The following is a 14886-nucleotide window of genomic DNA, read 5'->3' on the forward strand; positions in this document are numbered from 1 at the left end:
TCGATCAAGCCCGAGGATGACGGCGAGGTTAGTAGTTCTCGCAACGATCCTCAGTAAGGGCTTTCCACATTTCCGGTCTCGACATAGACCGACTTGATCTGGCTATAGTGATACAGTGCTGCCAGGCCATTTTCGCGTCCGACGCCTGATTGCTTGAAGCCGCCAAAGGGCATTTCCACCGGCGCCAGATTATAGGTATTGATCCAGCAGGTACCGGCTTTGATTTGGCTTATCACTCGATGGGCACGGGAAAGGTCCTTGGTGAAAACGCCAGCGGAAAGGCCAAATTCCGAGTCATTTGCACGGGCAATGACCTCTTCTTCCTCAGTGAAGTCCAGCACCGTCATAACCGGGCCGAATATTTCTTCACGCGCGATGATCATATTATCAGTCACATTGGTGAAAATGGTCGGCTCGACGAAGCAGCCGCCCTCAAAACCCTGCATCTGAGGCACGCCGCCACCGAAATGCAATGTGGCCCCTTCAGCTTTGCCCTTTTCAATATAGGACACAACCTTGTCGCGTTGTGCAGCGTTGACGAGCGGGCCGAGATGGATTTCCGGATCAAGCGGGTCGCCGAGGCGGATGGCCTTTGTGCGTGTGGTGAGACGGTCGAGAAACTGATCCTTGATACCGCTTTGTACGAAAACGCGGGTGCCGTTGGAACAAACCTGTCCTGTTGAATAGAAATTGCCCAAGAGCGCGCCGCCGACAGCGTTTTCGACATCTGCATCGTTAAAGATGATCAAGGGAGACTTGCCGCCCAGTTCCATTGTGGCGTGTTTCATATGCGAGCCAGCCTGTGCGAGCACACGTTTGCCTGTCGGTACCGAGCCGGTAAGGGAGACTTTCGCCACCAGCGGATGATCAACCAGTTGTGAACCAACATCGCCGAAGCCCTGGACGACGTTGAACAGACCATCTGGCAAGCCTGCTTCCTTGTAAATCTCGGCAAGCGCCAAGGCCGAAAGCGGCGTATTTTCCGATGGCTTGAAAATCATGGCATTGCCCGCAGCCAAGGCTGGGGCGGATTTCCAACCTGCACCCTGAATCGGGTAATTCCATGCCCCAATGCCAACGCATACGCCCAGTGCCTCGCGGCGTGTATAGGCGTAGGACCCGCCGAGCTCGATCATCTCGCCATTGAAACCAGCAATGATGCCCCCGTAAAACTCCAGCGCATCAGCAGCAGATGCAGGGTCAGCAACCAGCGTTTCCTGAATGGCCTTGCCGGTGTCCAAGGTTTCAAGATGCGCAATTTCTGCATTGCGTTCCCGGAGGATGTCGGCGGCGCGGCGAAGGATACGGCCACGCTCAACAGGTTTTAAAGCAGCCCATGCGGGCTGGGCAGCGGCAGCGGCTTGTACCGCCTGTTCGATGAGCGCTGGCGTTGCTCCATACAGTTTGGCAATGAATTCGCCGGTGGCCGGATAGATCACGTCGAGCGGCTTGCCTTCCTTGTCTTCTACAAAGCGGCCATTGATGAAATGCGATGCCTTTGGCTGCGCGCGCATGATGTTCTCCTTGAATTAAAAAGTAGCATAGGCGTTATGCGTGGTTCGACAAGCTCACCATGAGGAAGGTGGATGATGGCACCAGCAAAACTCGGCGGCGCCTTGCAAAGTATCAACCTTCCTCATGGTGAGCTTGTCGAACCACCCATAATGGTACTGCAAGATCATCGATCACTCACTTTCCACCGTGGATTGATCCAAGGCTCCTGGTTGGAACGGGGTAGTGGATCGCGGCCAAGAATATGATCTGAGGCCTTCTCCCCGGTCATAATCGATGGGCCATTGAGATTGCCATTGGTAACGCGCGGGAAAATTGACGAATCCGCAACGCGCAGACCTTCAATGCCGATCACACGGCATTGCGGATCAACAACCGCCATTGGATCGCTGATCGCACCCATCTTGCAAGTGCCACATGGGTGGAAAGCGCTTTCCGCATGTTCGCGCAGGAAATCGTCAATTGCATCATCCGACTGGATATGAGCGCCGGGAGAAATTTCCCGGCCCCGATAGGGCGTCAAAGCATCCTGGCCGAAAATCTCACGCGTAAGCCGTACCGCATGGCGGAAGTCCGTCCAATCATCAGGATGCGACATGTAGTTGAACAAAATCTTGGGCTTCTCGAATGGATCGGAGGAGCGGAGCGTGACGCTGCCTCGCGATTTGGAGCGCATGGGACCAACATGGGCTTGAAACCCATGGCCTTTGGCCGCGACCTTCCCATCATAGCGGATTGCTGCAGGAAGGAAGTGATATTGGATATCCGGATAATCGATACCGGGTTTGGACCGCACGAAAGCTGCGGATTCAAAATGATTGGTCGCGCCGTCACCTGTCTTGAAGAAGAGCCATTGCGCGCCGATCAATCCCTTTGAGAACAGCCCAAGCTTGGAGTTCAAAGTTATCGGTTTCAGACTTTCCTGCTGGATATAGACTTCCATATGATCTTGCAGGTTCTGGCCGACGCCCGGTCGGTCTGCAATGACATTTATACCATGTTCTTTCAGATGGGCGGCTGGACCGATGCCCGACAACATGAGTAGCTTTGGCGAATTGATGGATGAGGCCGCAATAATAACTTCGCGTCGTGCCCGAATAGTTTCAACCTTGCCGCGCCGCGTGATTTCGACACCAACGGCCCGTTGATTCTCAATGATCACGCGCCGGGCAAAGCCATTGATCAGATTCACATTTTTGCGCTTCAGGGCTGGGCGCAGATAGGCATTGGCGGCTGACCAGCGGCGGCCATTGTGAATGGTCTGCTCCATCGGGCCGAAGCCCTCCTGTTTGGAACCATTATAGTCCTCAGTAACCTCGAAGCCTGCTTCTTGCCCTGCTTTGACGAAGGCATGAAATAAGGGATTGTCGCGGCGTCCGCGCTGGACATGAAGCGGGCCATCTGTTCCGCGCCATCCGGCTTCACCGCCATGGGAATGTTCCATGCGCTTGAAGTAGGGCAGCACATCGGCATAGGACCAACCCGTTGCGCCGCTTTCGGCCCAGTGGTCAAAATCATGAGCATGGCCCCGCACATATACCATGCCGTTGATGGAGGATGATCCACCGATGACCTTGCCGCGAGGGGTGACGAGCGTGCGCCCACCCAGATGCGGTTCAGGCTCTGAGGTAAAGCCCCAATCATAGGTGCTCATATTCATCGGGAATGAGAGCGCTGCAGGCATCTGGATGAACGGGCCGATATCAGTGCCGCCAAATTCGATGACCAGCACTGAATATTTTCCATCTTCCGACAGGCGATATGCCATGGCGGAACCTGCCGAACCCGAACCGACTATAATGAAATCTGCTTCCACGACTGTCTCACTCGCCGCGCGGATAGCGGGCGTTCTCTTCCAAAACGTTCAAATCCATATGATTGCGCATGTAGCGCTCGGAGGCTTTTTGCAGCGGCTGATAATCCCACGGATAATAAGAACCATTGCGCAGCGCCTCATAGACAACCCAGCGCCGCGCCTGACTTTCGCGCACAGCAGCGTCAAAGGCCTTGAGATTCCAGCGCTCCCGCACGTCAGCCATGAATTTTGCCACTGTGGCAGCGAAGGCCGGGTCATCGGCAAGGTTTGTCAATTCATGCGGATCGGATTCAAGATCAAAGAGTTGCGGCGGATCGATCTCGCAATGCACGAACTTATATTTGCCGGTGCGAATACATATGAGCGGCGCGTTTGAACCTTCCGCAGCAAATTCCATGAGCACAGGTCCGCTGCGATCCTTGCCGCTGAGCAGCGGGGTCAAATCCTCGCCATCGGTCCAGGGGAGAATTTCAGCAATATCAATGCCGGCAAGGGCGCCCAAAGTCGGATTGAGGTCGAGGGTCGATACAGGCTGCTTGATTAATTGAGGCTTGATGCCCTTGCCCGCGATCATCAGCGGCACACGGGCGGAGCCCTCGAAGAAGTTCATCTTGAACCACAGGCCGCGGTCGCCCAGCATATCTCCATGGTCGGAGGTGAAGACGATGATTGTATCGTCAAGCATCCGGGTGGTTTCAAGGGTTTCGATAAGCTCGCCAACCTTGTCATCAATATAGCTGATGTTGGCGAGATAACCCCGCCGCGCACGGCGCACCTGCTCAGGGGTAATATCAAATGCCGTGTGATCGCAGGCATGCAACAGGCGCTGCGAGTGCGGGTCCTGTTGGTCAAAAGGGATCGCTGCGACTTGCGGATCAAGCGCAGGCGAATTCTCGTACAGGTCCCAATATTTGCGCCGCGCCACATAGGGATCGTGCGGATGGGTAAACGAGACGGTCAGGCACCACGGACGGCGGGCCGTATCATCGGACTCGCGCGATAGCTGATAGAGTTTCTGGCGTGCGTGAAACGCAACTTCGTCATCATATTCCATCTGGTTGGTTATCTCGGCAATGCCGGCACCCGTGACGGAGCCAAGATTATGATACCACCAATCAATGCGCTCTCCAGGCTTGCGATAGTCGGGCGTCCAGCCGAAATCGGCAGGGTAGATATCCGTCGTCAGCCGTTCTTCAAGTCCATGCAACTGATCCGGCCCGACAAAATGCATCTTGCCGGACAGACCCGTATAGTAGCCGGCGCGGCGCAGATGGTGGGCATAGGTCGGAATGTCAGAGGCAAATTCAGCCGCATTGTCATAGACCTGGGTTCGCGATGGCAATTGGCCAGACATCAGCGAGGCGCGAGCAGGCGCACAAAGCGGGGAAGCCGTGTAGGTATTGGCAAAGCGTGCCGAACGCTGTGCCAAGGCTTTCAGGTGCGGCGCATGGATGAAATCGGCTGGGCCGTCAGGAAACAGCGTTCCGTTCAGTTGATCTACCATGATGACAAGAATATTGGGCTTCATAGGGCGGCTCTTGAGCGTTCGGAGGCGGCAAGCTTGGTGGTAACGTAATCTTCCACGAGGGCTATGGCTTTGGCTGCTTCAGGCGCGCCATTGCGTAGCGCGTGGCGGATGTAAAGGCCGTCAATCATTGCGCCTGTTCCCTCAGCTATCTGGAGCGCGGTTTCCTTGTCTGTCAGTTGCTGCAAGGCATAAGCAAGATTGGAATGCATGCGCCGCGCGTAGACCCGTAGGAGACGGCGCGTCTCATCGGACTGCTGTGCATGAACGTAGAATGTCAGCCAGGCAGCGATAGTCTGCGGCGCAAATTGCGCCGCAGAAAAATTGACAGCGATAACAGCTGCGATGCGTGCCGATGGCGTTCGTGCATTGTGTAGCGCGCCAAGAAGGTCCTGGCCAAGCTCGTTCAGCAAATGCCGCATGGTGGCGAGGATCAACTGTTCCTTGCCGCCGAAATAATGATGCGCCAATGCCGCCGAAACGCCAGCTTCCTGGGCAATCTGGGCCACCGTTACATCCAAAGAACCGCGCTCGCCGATCGTGCGGATAGCAGCATCGATCAATGCGCGTTTTCGCAGTGGTTCCATTCCGACTTTTGGCATGAAAGTGTCCTCGTTCGAAAGAAAGACTATTCTTGATTGACTGATCAATCAATAAAAAATTTATGCAGATATTACGTGTTTATACGACATTTACCTTGAAGGACCGGAGGTCCATGTTTAGCTGAAGTACATGACATTTTGTGGAGGAATGAAATGACAGCCTGCATCGTTGGATGGTCGCACTTGCCGTTTGGCAAGCTCGAAGGCGAAACTGTGGAAACGCTGATCGTCAAAGCGGCGCTGGGCGCGCTGGATCATGCGGGCATCGGCCCCGAAGATGTCGATGAAATCGTGCTGGGACATTTCAATGCGGGTTTCTCACCGCAGGACTTCACCGCGAGTCTGGTTCTGCAAGCCAGCGATGCGTTTCGTTTCAAACCGGCTACACGGGTAGAAAATGCCTGCGCGACAGGTTCCGCGGCCGTCCATCAAGGTATCAAGACCATTCGCGCCGGTGCTGCAAAAGTTGTTCTGGTTGTTGGTGTTGAGAAGATGACCTCCACGCCGGGGCCGGAGATTGGCAAGAACCTGTTGAAGGCCTCTTACCTGCCGGAAGAAGGTGATATTCCAGCGGGATTTGCCGGTGTGTTCGGTCAGATTGCAGCGGCATATTTCCAGAAATATGGCGACCAGTCCGATGCCCTTGCCACTATCGCTGCCAAAAACCACAAGAATGGTGTCAATAACCCTTATGCGCAGATGCGTAAGGATTTGGGCTATGATTTCTGCCGTCAGGAGAGTGACAAGAACCCGTTTGTCGCCGGTCCGTTGAAACGCACGGACTGCTCACTGGTATCCGATGGTGCCGCGGCGCTGGTGCTGACCGACACACAGACGGCCTTGAAGATGCGCCGTGCCGTAGCATTCCGTGCCGCTGCCCATGTGCAGGACTTCCTGCCAATCTCCAAGCGCGACATATTGCAGTTTGAAGGTTGTGCGGAAGGATGGAAACGTGCGCTCAATCAGGCCGGTGTCACGATTGACGATCTGTCTTTTGTGGAAACCCATGACTGCTTCACCATCGCTGAACTGATAGAATATGAGGCGATGGGGCTGGCAAAACCGGGAGAGGGCGCGAAGGTTGCCCTCGAAGGCCAGACCGCAATGGGCGGCCGCTTGCCAGTCAACCCATCTGGCGGGCTAAAAGCCAAAGGTCATCCAATTGGCGCAAGTGGCGTTTCAATGCATGTGCTTTCGTCGATGCAACTGACCGGGGAAGCAGGCGGCATTCAGGTGCCGGGCGCAAAGCTTGCCGGCATATTCAATATGGGCGGTGCTGCCGTGGCAAACTACGTTTCGGTGCTTGAGCGGATCAAATAGGGGTGCGGGTTATTTATAGGCAACCCAACCCTTGAACGTCAGTCCAGCATAAAACAGCTCGATATTGGAGAACCCTGCTTCGCGAAGCAGGGCTTCATCCTCTTCAGGCGAGAGGACCGGCAACCGCTCCTTCATGGTCCTGATATTGTTTTCAGATTGAAAGGCAAGCACCCCAGATAAGGATGCAAAAGCCGCATAGCGCGTCAGCCATTTGTCCGGTTCCGCTCCTTGCGTGGGGAAACTGTGATGCGCAGCGACGAAAGGTGCCCCTGGCTTCAGTCGACGTTGGATGCCGCGCAATGTTTGCAGCCTCTCCCTACGCGGCAGGAAGTGAAGCGTCAAAAGGCAGGTCGCAGCGTCGAAAGGGCCTTCCGGCGCATTATCGATATAGCCCTCCTGGAATGTCACGCGGGAAGTCAGAGAACCGAGATTCGTTTCGGCCAGTTGAAGCATCTCCGCTGACGGGTCAATGCCATCAAAGCGCCATTCCGGTTGCAGCTCCGCGAGCGCTTTCAGCTCCATTCCTCCGCCAGCTCCAAGCACCAGCACTCGCGCATCGGCAGGAGCCCTTTCCGCCAAAAGCAGGCCGGTCATCTTATGCAGATGGCGAAGGCCCGGCACGAGCTGTTCGGTTCTTGCCGCATATCCAGAAACAATATCGGGGTCGGAAAAGGATGCCATTCAAAATCTCCTTAGGGAGCAGAGCCAAGAGGAATGTACTCTAAATCATGTAACTATATATGTTACATATAAGTTGATATTCAAGACGCATGAATTTTGAGGACAATAATTGCCTTGCAAAAAACCCGTTGCTTTAAAAGCCCACTCTGCCAAATCCAGGAACTTTAAGTCCCGGATTCAAAATATCCAGACCTGCAACTAAGCCCATGAATTGAATCTCGAAACCGCTGCGAGCGCCAGCTGAAATCCCTGCATAGCCGAAAAGGTTTGCGTGGAAATTTTGCCAGTCATCATCGATAGCAAAAAGCCTGCCTTCCGTAGGAAAATCCCTACCAATTGCATTAGGAGGCAGGACGATCCCGATTTGCGGCACGGCTCGCAGGACATGCGCCACAAAGCTGTTTGAGTTGGGGCCGGGCCAGATAACGTAATTGCCGTGCGCGGCGTAAGGATAGTTGGTAATAGCAGCCTCAATCCGGGGGATGAGGGATGCCGCTTCCTCGCCGTGAATCTCATGAATAATGGTGGGCTTGTTGGAATACCAGTTTCCGTCCGCATCATAGGCGTTCTTGCGTACGGGATTACCCCAGCCAACGACATCGTAACGATCATAATTGGTAGCCCCGGGCCGCTTCAGTACCAACCAGCTATGCAGGGAGAGGGCGCCTTTGAGACCGCCAGTCCGCGCCGCCATAATATAGATTGCAGCATCGTTGGCGGCAGGCTGAGCCAGCAGAACACCGCTTGAACTCCAGTCGGCATCACGCCAGTTCGCCGCGTGGGTCTGCGTCATCCACCACCCTGTTGCCATCATGGCCGGCGCTAGAAACATTACAAAGATAAACAGCGCAAGACGGCGGAAGAGCTTCAGCAAGCAGTTTCTCCATTGGAAAGATACACGGAGCAATCTATAACGGCATAAATTCGGGCCGATTTCAGCCCTATTGATGGGAAAATTTAGGTATCATGAGCAATCCGGTTCTGGTGGAAGTTTTTCGGGGCGAAACGTCAGAAAGCCGCCATCGCGGCGCAGTTGTTGTCACCGATGGGGATGGCAAGGTTGTGTTCTCGCTCGGCGATATTGAGCGCCCCACATTTCCACGTTCGGCAATCAAGGCGATACAGGCCTTGCCACTCGTGGAGAGTGGTGCTGCGGACGCCTATGGCTTTGGGAATGAGGAACTCGCCATGGCTTGTGCCTCTCATTCTGGTGAGCAATTGCACGTCGCAAAGGCTGGCGAAATGCTGTCCCGCGCCGGGCTTGATTCGACAGCGCTTGAGTGTGGTTCCCACTGGCCATTTGAACAATCCGTGCTGATTGATCTTGCCAGAAGCGGGCAACAGCCGACGCCTTTGCATAATAATTGTTCCGGCAAGCATGCGGGCTTTTTGTGCACCTGCAAGCATCTTGGTATCGAAACACAAGGTTATTCCGCTTTGGGTTCGCCTGAGCAGGACATGGTACGCGACGCCATGGAAAGCGTGACTGGCGCAGCCCACACGCTGGATCATTGTGGAACGGATGGCTGTTCCATCCCGACTTACGCAATTCCATTGCGTAATCTGGCGCATGGGTTTGCGCGCATGGCGACCGGAACCGGATTTGAGCCCCGCCGCGCACAGGCTGCAAAGCGGCTGCTCGACGCCGCGATGGCCGCGCCGTTTTACGTTGCCGGAACCGGGCGTGCCTGCACAAAACTGATGGAAATGGCTCCGGGCCGCATATTCGTCAAGACTGGTGCGGAAGGCGTGTTTGTGGGCGCGCTGCCCGAACTGGGACTTGGTATCGCCGTTAAATGCGATGATGGTACGACGCGGGCTTCCGAGGCAATCATTGCCACAGTGCTCGCCCGCATCTATCGCAATGAAAGCGAACTGGAATCGAAGCTCGATCGCTTCGCTGACCGTGAAATGCGCAACTGGAATGGCGTGACTTTTGGTGTGGTCAGCCCAACGCCAGCACTGACCGATGCGATGATCAACTGATCTGTTTTCCTAACTGATGAGATTTGCCAACGGATTGGTGGCTTATCTCATCGTACTTGTCGGTAGCCCTCGCAGTACCTACTTTAACCTCATGAGTAGAGCTTTTACCAAAGAAGATGACAGCAATTCATCGATTGATCTAGGCGAGCGCCCATTAAGTACGCATCGTAATCTGGTGACAATCGAAGGATTGGCAATGATTGATGCAGAACTGGCGGCGGCTCATGGCGAATTGGCAAAGGGAAACGCCGAGGCAGACCGTAATATGATTGCCCGCGCATCCCGCGATCTGCGCTATTGGTCGGCCAGGCGCGAAACGGCTGAACTCTCAATTCCTGATCCGGATAGCGATGTTGTGCGCTTCGGCATGACGGTTACGATTGCCGACGAGGACGACAAGAAGCAGGTTTGGAAGATAGTCGGTGAGGACGAAGCCGATGCAAGTCACGGAAAAATCTCGCATATATCCCCTATTGCCAATCTGATGTTTGGCAAATCAATCGGCGACAGCTTTGTGCTGAATGGTCATGAGTGGGAAATTGTGAAAATTCAAATAAACGAATGACTATGGGCGAGCCGCGAACTACCCTCTCAAAGAGGGATCTATTCCGTTTCTTTTGAAGGTGGGGCAACGGGCGTAGGTTGAAACCCTTCTTTCGTCTCAATCAATCTCAACTCGTCGTCCACTTTTAAATTATAGCGGGCAATAATTTTTGCAGGAAAGATGAAACCTACCTCATCCTCCATCTGCAACAACGTAAATTTGGCCCCGTCATATAAGCTCGATTACAGCGACCATACATCAAACCGTCAAGCCAACCGCTATTATCTAAAGCCAGCCCTTCTTCTTGAAAATGAGCAGTGGAATAACGGCGGAGGCGATCATAACGCCAAGCGCCATGGGATAGCCCCAAACCTTGTCGAGTTCGGGCATGAAGTGAAAGTTCATGCCGTAGATCGAGGCCACCAGCGTAGGCGGCATGAAAGCCACTGCTGCGACGGAAAAAATCTTGATGATGGCATTTTGCTCGATGGAGATGAGGCCAACCACTGTGTCGAGCAGGAAGGTAATCTTGTTGGAAAGAAAATCTACATAGGTGCTCAGCGATTGCGTATCGCGTTCAAGTGATTTGATCCAGGCTCGCGTTTCTTTCTTGTAGGTGTTCTGGTCGGTGATTGCCGTCATGTAGACCAGCAAACGGCTTACACCCGCTATGCTTTCTCGAATTTTGGAAAGAAACGCTCCTTGCCCGCCAATACGGGTGAGGCTGTCACGAAAATTCTTGGTTGTCATTGGCCGGTCTTTTTCCGACCGGCGGAAAATTGCAAATGAGTTGTGGTCGATATCACCCGCAACACCTTCGAGAATATCGGCAATGCGATCCGTTACAGCTTCGATGATGCCGAGCAAAATGGTGACGCCGCTGCACTTGACATTGATCAGCCCATTGCCAGCTTTGCTGACGCGGCTGATGTAAAGCGCGAAGGCTTTTGGCTCACTGTAACGCACTGTGACGAGCATAGGGCCGGTCAGTATGAAGGTGATCGGCGCAATGCTGTGGTGTTTATTCTCAGTTGAGTGAAGAATCGATGCTGTAAGATATTGCGAGCCATTATCGGCATAAAACCGGCTGGATTCCTCAATCTCGATCATGTCTTCCTTGGTCGGGATGGAGGCCTTGGTCCAGCTCTCGGTCTGAACATCTTCTTCATGGGTTGGATTCAAAAGGTCGATCCAGACCGCATTGTCCGGTGCCGGATCGCCAGCCTGCGCAATGTGAGAGACGAGACGGTCGCCATCAAGCGTATAAATTGTAATCATTTCAAAGTGAATCCAACAGCGTATCAATCAGTTTCTCTGCGGCTTCGCCTATGACAGTCCCTGGAGGGAAAATCGCAGCAGCGCCAGCTTGCAGAACAGCTTCATAGTCCTGCGGCGGAATAACCCCGCCGACGATGACCAATATGTCCTCGCGGCCGTGACGTTTCAATGACTCCTTGAGTTCAGGCACCAAAGTCAGATGTCCGGCAGCAAGCGATGAAACGCCAACAATATGCACATTGCTTTCCGCTGACAGTTCCGCAACTTCCTCAGGCGTCTGGAACATCGCTCCAACGATCACATCGAAACCAAGATCACCAAACGCTGTGGCGATAACCTTCTGGCCGCGGTCGTGCCCATCCTGTCCCATTTTAGCAACGAGAATGCGGGGCTTTTCACCGGTCCGCCTTTCATAGGCTGCACACTTGGCCTGAACGCGGTCAACAACTTCGCTCTTTCCAACTTCCTTGCGGTAAACGCCGGAAATCGTGTGAATGGTTGCAACATGACGGCCATAGGCTTTTTCCAGCGCCAGTGAGATCTCACCCACTGTTGCCCTTGCACGAGCGGCTTTAACCGCCAAATCAAGCAGATTGCCCCTTCCTGATTTAGCCGCCGAAGTCAGCACGGAAAGTGCATCATCGACGGCTGCAACATCACGCGTGCCTTTGAGTTGCTGAAGCTTGGAAAGCTGGCGCGCGCGCACCTCGGCATTGTCGACCTTGAGCACATCGACCAGCGTGTCTTCGGTAGGGCGGTAGGAATTGACGCCGATCACCGGTTGCTGGCCACTATCGATACGCGCTTGTGTGCGGGCTGCCGCTGCTTCGATACGCATTTTAGGAATGCCCTGTTCAATGGCCTTGGCCATGCCGCCCAGTGTTTCGATCTCTTCAATATGCGAAAGGGCGCGCCCCGCCAGATCATAGGTCAGCCGTTCAACATAGGCCGATCCACCCCACGGGTCGATAATCCGGGTTGTTCCGGACTCCTTTTGCAGGATCAGCTGCGTATTACGCGCTATGCGTGCGGAATGGTCGGTTGGCAAAGCCAAGGCTTCGTCAAAGGAATTTGTATGTAAAGACTGCGTATGCCCCTGCGTTGAAGCCATCGCCTCAATCATGGTGCGCATGATGTTGTTGTGCGGGTCCTGCGCCGTGAGCGACCAGCCTGATGTCTGTGAATGGGTCCGCAGCGATAGCGAACGCTCATCCTTGGGATTGAAGTTCTTCTTCATCAAAACAGCCCAAAGCAGTCGTGCCGCCCGCAACTTGGCCACTTCCATGAAGAAGTTCATGCCGATTGCCCAGAAAAATGAAAGTCTTGGCGCAAATGTATCAATGTCCTGACCGGCAGCGACGCCAGCGCGGGCATATTCAATGCCATCGGCAATGGTGTAGGCAAGCTCGAGATCTGCCGTCGCTCCGGCTTCCTGCATATGATAACCGGAAATCGAGATCGAATTGAATTTCGGCATCTTCTCCGATGTGTAGGAGAAAATATCGGAAATGATCCGCATGGATGGCTGGGGCGGATAGATGTAGGTATTGCGCACCATGAACTCTTTCAGAATATCGTTCTGAATGGTCCCGGCGAGCTTTTCCTGTGGCACGCCCTGTTCTTCCGCAGCAACGATGTAAAGCGCCAGAATGGGAAGCACCGCGCCATTCATGGTCATCGAAACAGTCATCTCGCCAAGCGGAATGCCGTCGAATAATTGTTGCATATCGAGAATGGAATCGATGGCCACACCCGCCATGCCAACATCGCCCGCAACACGAGGGTGGTCGCTATCATACCCGCGATGTGTTGCGAGATCGAAGGCAACGGAAAGCCCTTTCTGTCCGCCTTTCAGATTACGGCGATAAAAGGCATTGGACTCTTCTGCCGTCGAAAACCCAGCATATTGCCGAATGGTCCAGGGCTGCTGAACATACATGGTCGGGTAGGGGCCGCGTATGAAGGGCGCAGCGCCAGGAAATGAATCAAGGTGTGGCTGGCCACGCAAGGCCGTATCGCCATAAGAGCGCCTGACCTTGATATCTTCCGGCGTTTTCCAGACAGCAGCATCCGGCTTTGCGGCTGCGCTTTTCGGTGCTTGCCAATCGATCTTGGTAAAATCGGGAATTCTCATCGGTTCAAGCCTGCAGTGTTTCGTCGATGCGCGGAAATGTCAGCGGTTCGCAGTGCACCACGCCGTCCGTTGGCAATGGCATGTGCGGAGCGTCCAGCACTTTCACAGGGCGTTCGGTGGCGGCCGGGAAGACGGTTGTGCCGATGATCGAACGCTCGCCGGATTTGTACCGCTCGGCCCGAGCATGGCGAGCATTGACGATGCGCTCCTGGAGCTTGCCGTCAACAAGGCTTTGCAGAATGCCGCCTTCACGCTCGAGGGTTTGAAATTCTTTCCATGCTGCCTCGCATAGCGCTTCGGTCAGACTTTCGACTGCACCGGAACCACAGGCAGGATCGGCAACAAAAGCAAGATTGCTTTCGTCTGCAAGAACGAGCTGGGTGTTACGGGCAAGGCGGCGCGCAGAGCCATCCGGCAGCCCGTGCGTAATGGTGTGCGGGAGGATGGCGATCGTATCTGCACCGCCGATAGCAGCGGCGAAGGACGCTATGGTGGTACGCAGAATATTGGTTTCCGGATCAAGCTTCGTCATCATGCGCATCGAGGTTTCCGCATGGATCATCGCCGCAGATGGGGTGATATCGCAGGCCTCCTGCAAGCGCGCCCAGAGACGGCGCAGCGCGCGTATTTTAGCGATAGAAATAAACTGATCCTGATCGACTGACAGCGCAAAACCGATATGCGGCGCGGCATAGTGAATGGGCTGGCGGGCTTCCTCAAACAACCGGAAATGCCCCGCAGCAATGGAGAGCATGGCACCAAGCTCCTGCGCTTCGGTGGCTCCGGCATTGTGATAAACGCGGCCATCGGCTTCCAGCACAATACCGGGGAGATCATCGGAGAAAAATCCGGCAAGTGCCTGCGGCAGCGAAGCTTTCAGCGCGGCGATACTCATGCGCAAACGCCCCGTTCCCGCCAAAGTTGCCGCCGGATCGATACCCAAGGAAAAGCTCAGTGTCTTCGGATTGATATCGCGTGGCCGCATATAGTCGACGAACCAGTCAGCACAGGCGCGGCTTTTTGGATGAACGTCCATCCGCAGGTGAATCATGTCGAGATGGACGCCTCGCAAAACCTGATCAACAGCTTCACGGGTGGCTGGCAGCCCATACCCGAAAGCATTAGGTGCGCCTTCGAAAACCAGTGCGATTCCCGTCGCGCCATTTTCCAGATCTTCCAATAGTTGCTTATTTGCCCGAGCGGGATCTGGATCATCAATGCGCTGTACGATGTGCCAGACTTGGGAGGGGTTTTTGCGCGGAGTGAGCTGCGCCTTACTGGCGCGCTGATACAATGGGCCGACAGCAATGTCATCATCGGTGCGGGAAACCAGGGTTTCGTTGAAATCAGCGCCTTTCAAGGCTTTCTGCGCAAGTTTGACCCATTTTTCGTGGGTCGTCTGCGCAAATTCAGTTTCCTTGAGCAGTGACGCGTCCATGCTTTCTCCCGGCAGTCTGTTCTTTGTTTGTGACTTTAGGTGGAACCATG

At 54.5% G+C, this 14886-nt stretch carries 12 protein-coding genes; 3 read left to right on the top strand and 9 right to left on the bottom strand.

The window, feature by feature from the left end; translation table 11 throughout:
- Positions 1 to 50 precede the first annotated feature (50 nt).
- From betB to betI, 4 genes are all read right to left on the bottom strand, one after another.
- Positions 51 to 1514: a betaine-aldehyde dehydrogenase gene (gene betB, locus V9K92_RS07995; protein ID WP_337353729.1), complete on the bottom strand. Its 1464-nt coding sequence runs from the start codon at positions 1512 to 1514 to the stop codon at positions 51 to 53.
- 164 nt (positions 1515 to 1678) lie between these two features.
- Positions 1679 to 3328, bottom strand: coding sequence for a choline dehydrogenase (gene betA / locus V9K92_RS08000; protein ID WP_337353730.1), 1650 nt, complete (start codon positions 3326 to 3328; stop codon positions 1679 to 1681).
- Between the two features lie 7 nt (positions 3329 to 3335).
- Entirely contained in the window at positions 3336 to 4856 is a 1521-nt protein-coding gene (gene betC / locus V9K92_RS08005; protein ID WP_337353731.1) for a choline-sulfatase, read from the bottom strand.
- The gene (betI, locus tag V9K92_RS08010; RefSeq protein WP_337353732.1) at positions 4853 to 5455 is read right to left on the bottom strand and encodes a transcriptional regulator BetI; all 603 of its coding nucleotides are present in this window, start codon (positions 5453 to 5455) and stop codon (positions 4853 to 4855) included. Before betI ends, betC begins: the two co-directional genes overlap by 4 nt.
- A gap of 153 nt (positions 5456 to 5608) precedes the next feature.
- On the opposite strand from betI, the gene V9K92_RS08015 reads away from it, so the two are divergent.
- On the top strand, positions 5609 to 6775 hold the full coding sequence (locus V9K92_RS08015) for an acetyl-CoA acetyltransferase (protein ID WP_115051984.1): 1167 nt from the start codon (positions 5609 to 5611) through the stop codon (positions 6773 to 6775).
- A 9-nt stretch (positions 6776 to 6784) separates the two neighbouring features.
- Here V9K92_RS08015 and V9K92_RS08020 read toward each other — a convergent pair whose 3' ends face one another.
- Complete coding sequence (locus V9K92_RS08020) at positions 6785 to 7456, bottom strand: class I SAM-dependent methyltransferase (protein ID WP_337353733.1); 672 nt, start codon at positions 7454 to 7456, stop codon at positions 6785 to 6787.
- A 133-nt stretch (positions 7457 to 7589) separates the two neighbouring features.
- On the bottom strand, positions 7590 to 8327 hold the full coding sequence (locus V9K92_RS08025; protein WP_307286451.1) for a DUF3750 domain-containing protein: 738 nt from the start codon (positions 8325 to 8327) through the stop codon (positions 7590 to 7592).
- 92 nt (positions 8328 to 8419) lie between these two features.
- On the opposite strand from V9K92_RS08025, the gene V9K92_RS08030 reads away from it, so the two are divergent.
- Together V9K92_RS08030 and V9K92_RS08035 are read left to right on the top strand one after the other, a co-directional pair.
- Positions 8420 to 9442: an asparaginase gene (locus V9K92_RS08030; protein WP_115051981.1), complete on the top strand. Its 1023-nt coding sequence runs from the start codon at positions 8420 to 8422 to the stop codon at positions 9440 to 9442.
- Between the two features lie 91 nt (positions 9443 to 9533).
- Positions 9534 to 10007 (top strand): GreA/GreB family elongation factor, encoded by a 474-nt coding sequence (locus V9K92_RS08035; RefSeq protein ID WP_115052202.1) that lies wholly within the window; start codon positions 9534 to 9536, stop codon positions 10005 to 10007.
- A 264-nt stretch (positions 10008 to 10271) separates the two neighbouring features.
- Here the strand turns inward: V9K92_RS08035 and corA are convergent, their stop codons facing one another.
- The 3 genes from corA to V9K92_RS08050 are packed head-to-tail and all read right to left on the bottom strand — an operon-like array spanning position 10272 to position 14836.
- Positions 10272 to 11264 carry a magnesium/cobalt transporter CorA gene (corA, locus tag V9K92_RS08040; RefSeq protein WP_115051980.1) on the bottom strand — a complete coding sequence of 331 codons (993 nt, stop codon included), beginning with the start codon at positions 11262 to 11264 and terminating at the stop codon, positions 10272 to 10274.
- A 1-nt stretch (position 11265) separates the two neighbouring features.
- Positions 11266 to 13398: a methylmalonyl-CoA mutase gene (gene scpA, locus V9K92_RS08045; protein WP_337353734.1), complete on the bottom strand. Its 2133-nt coding sequence runs from the start codon at positions 13396 to 13398 to the stop codon at positions 11266 to 11268.
- 4 nt (positions 13399 to 13402) lie between these two features.
- Positions 13403 to 14836, bottom strand: coding sequence for a methylmalonyl-CoA mutase subunit beta (locus V9K92_RS08050; protein WP_337353735.1), 1434 nt, complete (start codon positions 14834 to 14836; stop codon positions 13403 to 13405).
- Positions 14837 to 14886: the final 50 nt, after the last annotated feature.

Origin of the sequence: Phyllobacterium sp. CCNWLW109, from assembly GCF_037203905.1 — a bacterium.
Taxonomy (GTDB): Bacteria; Pseudomonadota; Alphaproteobacteria; order Rhizobiales; family Rhizobiaceae; genus Phyllobacterium; species Phyllobacterium ifriqiyense.

Bases quoted from the DNA above. Each gene is read 5' to 3' on its own strand.
- betB (WP_337353729.1), bottom strand. From the start codon at position 1,514: ATGCGCGCGCAGCCAAAGGCATCGCATTTCATCAATGGCCGCTTTGTA.
- betC (WP_337353731.1), bottom strand. From the start codon at position 4,856: ATGAAGCCCAATATTCTTGTCATCATGGTAGATCAACTGAACGGAACG.
- betI (WP_337353732.1), bottom strand. From the start codon at position 5,455: ATGCCAAAAGTCGGAATGGAACCACTGCGAAAACGCGCATTGATCGAT.
- V9K92_RS08015 (WP_115051984.1), top strand. From the start codon at position 5,609: ATGACAGCCTGCATCGTTGGATGGTCGCACTTGCCGTTTGGCAAGCTC.
- V9K92_RS08020 (WP_337353733.1), bottom strand. From the start codon at position 7,456: ATGGCATCCTTTTCCGACCCCGATATTGTTTCTGGATATGCGGCAAGA.
- V9K92_RS08035 (WP_115052202.1), top strand. From the start codon at position 9,534: ATGAGTAGAGCTTTTACCAAAGAAGATGACAGCAATTCATCGATTGAT.
- corA (WP_115051980.1), bottom strand. From the start codon at position 11,264: ATGATTACAATTTATACGCTTGATGGCGACCGTCTCGTCTCTCACATT.
- scpA (WP_337353734.1), bottom strand. From the start codon at position 13,398: ATGAGAATTCCCGATTTTACCAAGATCGATTGGCAAGCACCGAAAAGC.
- V9K92_RS08050 (WP_337353735.1), bottom strand. From the start codon at position 14,836: ATGGACGCGTCACTGCTCAAGGAAACTGAATTTGCGCAGACGACCCAC.